Origin of the sequence: Bathymodiolus platifrons methanotrophic gill symbiont, from assembly GCF_002189065.1 — a bacterium.
In the GTDB taxonomy this organism is placed as follows: Bacteria; Pseudomonadota; Gammaproteobacteria; order Methylococcales; family Methylomonadaceae; genus Methyloprofundus.
Genome location: NZ_BDMN01000330.1, coordinates 1 through 4131 on the forward strand (window position 1 = coordinate 1; position 4131 = coordinate 4131).

At 38.3% G+C, this 4131-nt stretch carries 5 protein-coding genes; 2 read left to right on the forward strand and 3 right to left on the reverse strand.

Going from position 1 to position 4131, the window contains the following annotated elements; all coding sequences use genetic code 11:
• Nucleotides 1-194 precede the first annotated feature (194 nt).
• Together CDZ78_RS16805 and CDZ78_RS16810 are read left to right on the forward strand one after the other, a co-directional pair.
• On the forward strand, nt 195-443 hold the full coding sequence (locus CDZ78_RS16805) for a type II toxin-antitoxin system ParD family antitoxin (protein ID WP_087871023.1): 249 nt from the start codon (nt 195-197) through the stop codon (nt 441-443).
• Nucleotides 443-754: a type II toxin-antitoxin system RelE/ParE family toxin gene (locus CDZ78_RS16810; RefSeq protein ID WP_087871024.1), complete on the forward strand. Its 312-nt coding sequence runs from the start codon at nt 443-445 to the stop codon at nt 752-754. The genes CDZ78_RS16805 and CDZ78_RS16810 overlap by 1 nt, the downstream gene beginning before the upstream one ends.
• Nucleotides 755-1199: 445 nt before the next feature.
• Here the strand turns inward: CDZ78_RS16810 and CDZ78_RS23875 are convergent, their stop codons facing one another.
• From CDZ78_RS23875 to CDZ78_RS16820, 3 genes are all read right to left on the reverse strand, one after another.
• The gene (locus CDZ78_RS23875) at nt 1200-1328 is read right to left on the reverse strand and encodes a hypothetical protein (protein WP_280175598.1); all 129 of its coding nucleotides are present in this window, start codon (nt 1326-1328) and stop codon (nt 1200-1202) included.
• 421 nt (nt 1329-1749) lie between these two features.
• Nucleotides 1750-3360: a hypothetical protein gene (locus CDZ78_RS16815; protein ID WP_087871025.1), complete on the reverse strand. Its 1611-nt coding sequence runs from the start codon at nt 3358-3360 to the stop codon at nt 1750-1752.
• 111 nt (nt 3361-3471) lie between these two features.
• Nucleotides 3472-4122: an IS6 family transposase gene (locus tag CDZ78_RS16820; protein WP_244559272.1), complete on the reverse strand. Its 651-nt coding sequence runs from the start codon at nt 4120-4122 to the stop codon at nt 3472-3474.
• Between the last annotated feature and the right edge of the window lie 9 nt (nt 4123-4131).

Sequence of the window (4131 nt, forward strand, 5' to 3'; positions counted from 1 at the left end):
GCATGTGATCCACCTTTTATTGAAATTGAGAATTATGATAGCAGATAACGTAGGGAAGGGGGGTTTATGCGACAGAACCGTAAAAAGAAGTCACATTTTACACCTGCCCGGGCTTTGGTAAAATAACAATAATTGACATTTATTGTTATTTTTATACACTGGACTTATATTTTACTTTTTATAAGGAAAAGATTATGAATGTATCACTGACAAAACCCCTTGAAGAATTTGTCCAGACCAAAGTGGATACCGGGATGTATGCTTCAGCCAGCGAAGTGATTCGAGCAGGACTCAGAGCCTTGGTTGAACAGGAATTAAACAGGAATATTAATATTGGCCTGGAAGAAGCAAACCAGGGACTGGGAACCGAGTTTGATGCTGACTTTGCAGATAAACTAGTTAAAAAAGTACACATGAGAATAGATGCTAACCAAGAGAAATAATGGAATATTTTGTAAAGATCATGCCAAGTGCTCAAGAGAACCTTGAAGATATAATCTATTATATTGCACTAGATTCACCGGATAGAGCGGCTTCGTTTGCAAAAGACCTGGTTGCTTCTATCAGCAATACACTTTCAACCCTCCCTGAGGGAGGAGCAAAGCATAAAGGCAATATTAGAAAAATATCCTATAGGGGATATACCGCTTTTTATAGAGTTAAAAAATATGAAAAGCTGGTCGAAATATTGCACTTTGTGAATTTAAGCAAACCACTTGTTAATAGAGGTATAGATTTTGAAAGGATAGATTAAATTATTCAACAATAACAATACCTTCGCCAATTTTAATTTAAGCCAAAAATGACAATCGTACACCTATATAAATCAATCGCTTATAGGCTGTAAAATTCATAAAAATGAGTGTATTTTAATTTTGGCGAAGGTATTGAATAAATGAAATATAAAAAAACCGTAAAATACTGTTCCTAAAAATTGATCATAATCAAATTTTACATTGAAAGACTGCTATCGACCCAAAACAGACTCTAACGAAATGGTTGAGCCAAGTGTCAGGAATTTTTACACCCAATCAAGTTGACTTGAAATCTTGGTTCTGTCGCAAAAACCAAAAATAGCCTATTACCTACGATCATAAGATTTAATTTTACACAAAGTAGGTTTGCATGCTCAACTAAAAATGGTGCTATTTTTTAAGTCATTATTTTCCTGAACACCAGATCATACCTGGCTTATCCATTCAATTATCCATAGGGGAGTCGCTATTTTTGCGAAAGCTTGTTTTGGGCATCCCAGCCCAAGCAAGCGGCAAAAACTTAACGCGACCACTATTGCCTTCGGCGCCCCAGCCGTCCTGCGTACGTGCCACTTCGCCACACCATCGTAAACTCGGCGCAGGCTACGTAGCACTCCCTCAAATGACTAGACGGCGTTTCGGGAAACCTTTTATTTTGTCTCCCACCTGCGCTAACGCTTAGATTCCGACAAAACAACGGCCCTACGCCTACTGGGGACTACCAGCCCTCGCTAACGCTCTCCATGGCTGGCAGCGGATGAGTTGATAATATTTTCTCCTGCATGATGCTTTTTCATGAGAGACATAAAAACAGGTTTATAGCCGGGTTTACACAAATACTTATCTTTTGCGACAGAACCATTTTATGCGACAGAACCGAACCTATTTGGGTTCATAATATTTTATTTGTGGGGAGTCTCTATTTTTGCGAAAGCTTGTTTTAGCGACTACTGCCAGCATGGCAGTAGTCGCAATACCTAATGACCGTTTGAAACTAGTCTTTTAGTTTCCATACGCCACCTTCAAAGATAAAAGTAACTTCCTTACCCTTTTGCAACCTAACGGGATCCCCCCCTGTTCGAACCTCTGTCCACCAGGTTGAATACCTAGCCACTCTTACCTCTCGACCCTCTGCAACATAATTAAGAGGTAGTTCTATATACCTAGCCCAACGCCCGTTTTCAACTTTAAGGGTCAAGTTTGAAAACCTCACAAACCTAGGGGCTAAGTAGTTTGCTGTCATATTGTTATGACTTTTAGGGTAAACAGTTCGTGGCATATCAGGGTTTTCTGTACCTATATACTCCCAACCAGCGTTATTTCCCAATGCTATATAATATTCAACTTTCTTTGTGGTTGGATTGTAGTAGACAAAGCATAAACCCTTATCTGAATCAGAAGGGCTATCACCCAGCTTATCCAGCTTATATAGTTTAGTAGGGTTTAGAACCGCTTTAGGTAATTTAGTTCCTAAATACTCCCAATTTTTTGTGTCCTTTGCTGTAGTAGGGAGGTCTGCAAATGAACCTATTAATCTGAAATATTGTGTTGTCCCTTTATCCGGGAGGCTTCGGAATTCAATTTGCCCAATTTCAAAATGACTGTCTCGATTACCCTTTTCAGAGTTTATATTATTAGGAATTATTTGACTTAAGATATGGTTCTTATCAGAGTTGACATGCGAGATTATTTTGTAATCAACAGATGCTTTTGTTATTACATCTAAAATCCAAGACCAGTGTGGCAAAACACGTGAAATCAAATTTTCAGAGTGAACAAAGCCTACAAATCCTAGTTCTGTTAGAGTTATCTCAAACATAGCAGTAGCTCCGTAATCCTGAACACTTACAGGGGATTCTACATCACCTTTTTTCCATTTGATTATAATCTCAGAAGGTGCTAATACGAAAAAACTTTCATCTAAGTCTTCTATTGTCATCCCGTTATCTATAAAAAGATTTTTTATCTGCCAATCAGGTAAGACTTGATTCTTACCACCTTGGTATAACCTTGATGGACTTTCAAAGTTAATATCTGCAAAAGACCAATAAAAAAGCGGGCCGACCCAACAACCCTCCTTCGTTACAAACCACTCTGACCTAGTTGATGAACCTTGGTTGGACCCCTGAGTGTTACACTCATCACTTTGCATATCTATGCCCGCACTATATAATACAAAACGGTTAAAATAGCTTTCCTTTAAAATTTGCTCTTCCTTTATGGGTGTAAATAAGTTCACAAGGTCGGACAAGTTTGTATCAAAACCACTATCTAGTATAACGACAGCTATATCGTATTTAGGATTCAATTTTTTAGCATCGAATTTAGGATGTGGTATAAAATGTGCTGTTTTTTTAGTACCTGTTTTAGCCGACACTACAGTAATTGGTGTATCTGATAAATCCTCCTCCTTTGAAGCCCCACAAGTAGCTTTTGTTAAACCTACAAAATTGCCAATCATAGTTACTGTACAACTATACCCCTCTACTACCGCAAGTGATGGTAGCGTTTTATCACTAGAGACCTCAGTCTTAGACCCCTTTAATGCCATAACGTTCGAGGACGTGACTAACATTATTAAGAAAATCAGTGCTTGCTTATTCATATTTTAACCTCTCTATTTCATCAGTGCTTTCCATTGAAAGCTACAATAGCTAAGAAACCGGTTCTGTCGCAATAACTTATTATGCCGGTAAAGATTGGTCATAACCGACCTTTATGCAGCTAATGAATAAAACTGTCCTGCAGGAGACAAACCATCCCCTCCGAACATTTGTCCTTTTTTGATCATTTTCATTATCTCAATACCTGCTAATGTTTTTTGGGCGCTATGGAAGTTTTTAAAACCCAACATAGGGCGAGTTATTCGTTTAATGTTCCTATGATCTTGTTCGATAATATTATTCAAATATTTACATTGACGGATTACAATGGGTTCCACTTTAGGGGCATCTGAGTCTTCCTTGTTGATGCTATTAAGCGCTGCTTTATTGGAACCACTCTTATCAATATTGACCAATTCAGGACGGCCATTTCTCTTAATGGCTTTCTTAAAAAAGCGCTTGGCTGCTTTCGTATCACGCTTTGCGGTGAGTAAGAAGTCAATGGTATTGCCTTCTTTATCAACGGCACGATAAAAATATTTCCACTCTCCTTTGACTTTAATATAGGTTTCGTCCATCCGCCACCGCCGATTAACAGGACGCTTCTTTTTATGAAATTCTTTCTCTAATTCAGGTGCATAATTTATCACCCACCGATTAAGGGTGCTGTGGTCAACATGATAGCCTCGTTCTTCAGCTATTTCCTCAAGATTGCGATAACTGAGTGGATAAGCCAAGTACCATCTGACATTTAGGAGAATGATTTATTTTTC

Coding starts and splice junctions, on each gene's coding strand:
- CDZ78_RS16805 (WP_087871023.1), top strand. CDS start 195: ATGAATGTATCACTGACAAAACCCCTTGAAGAATTTGTCCAGACCAAA.
- CDZ78_RS16810 (WP_087871024.1), top strand. CDS start 443: ATGGAATATTTTGTAAAGATCATGCCAAGTGCTCAAGAGAACCTTGAA.
- CDZ78_RS16815 (WP_087871025.1), bottom strand. CDS start 3,360: ATGAATAAGCAAGCACTGATTTTCTTAATAATGTTAGTCACGTCCTCG.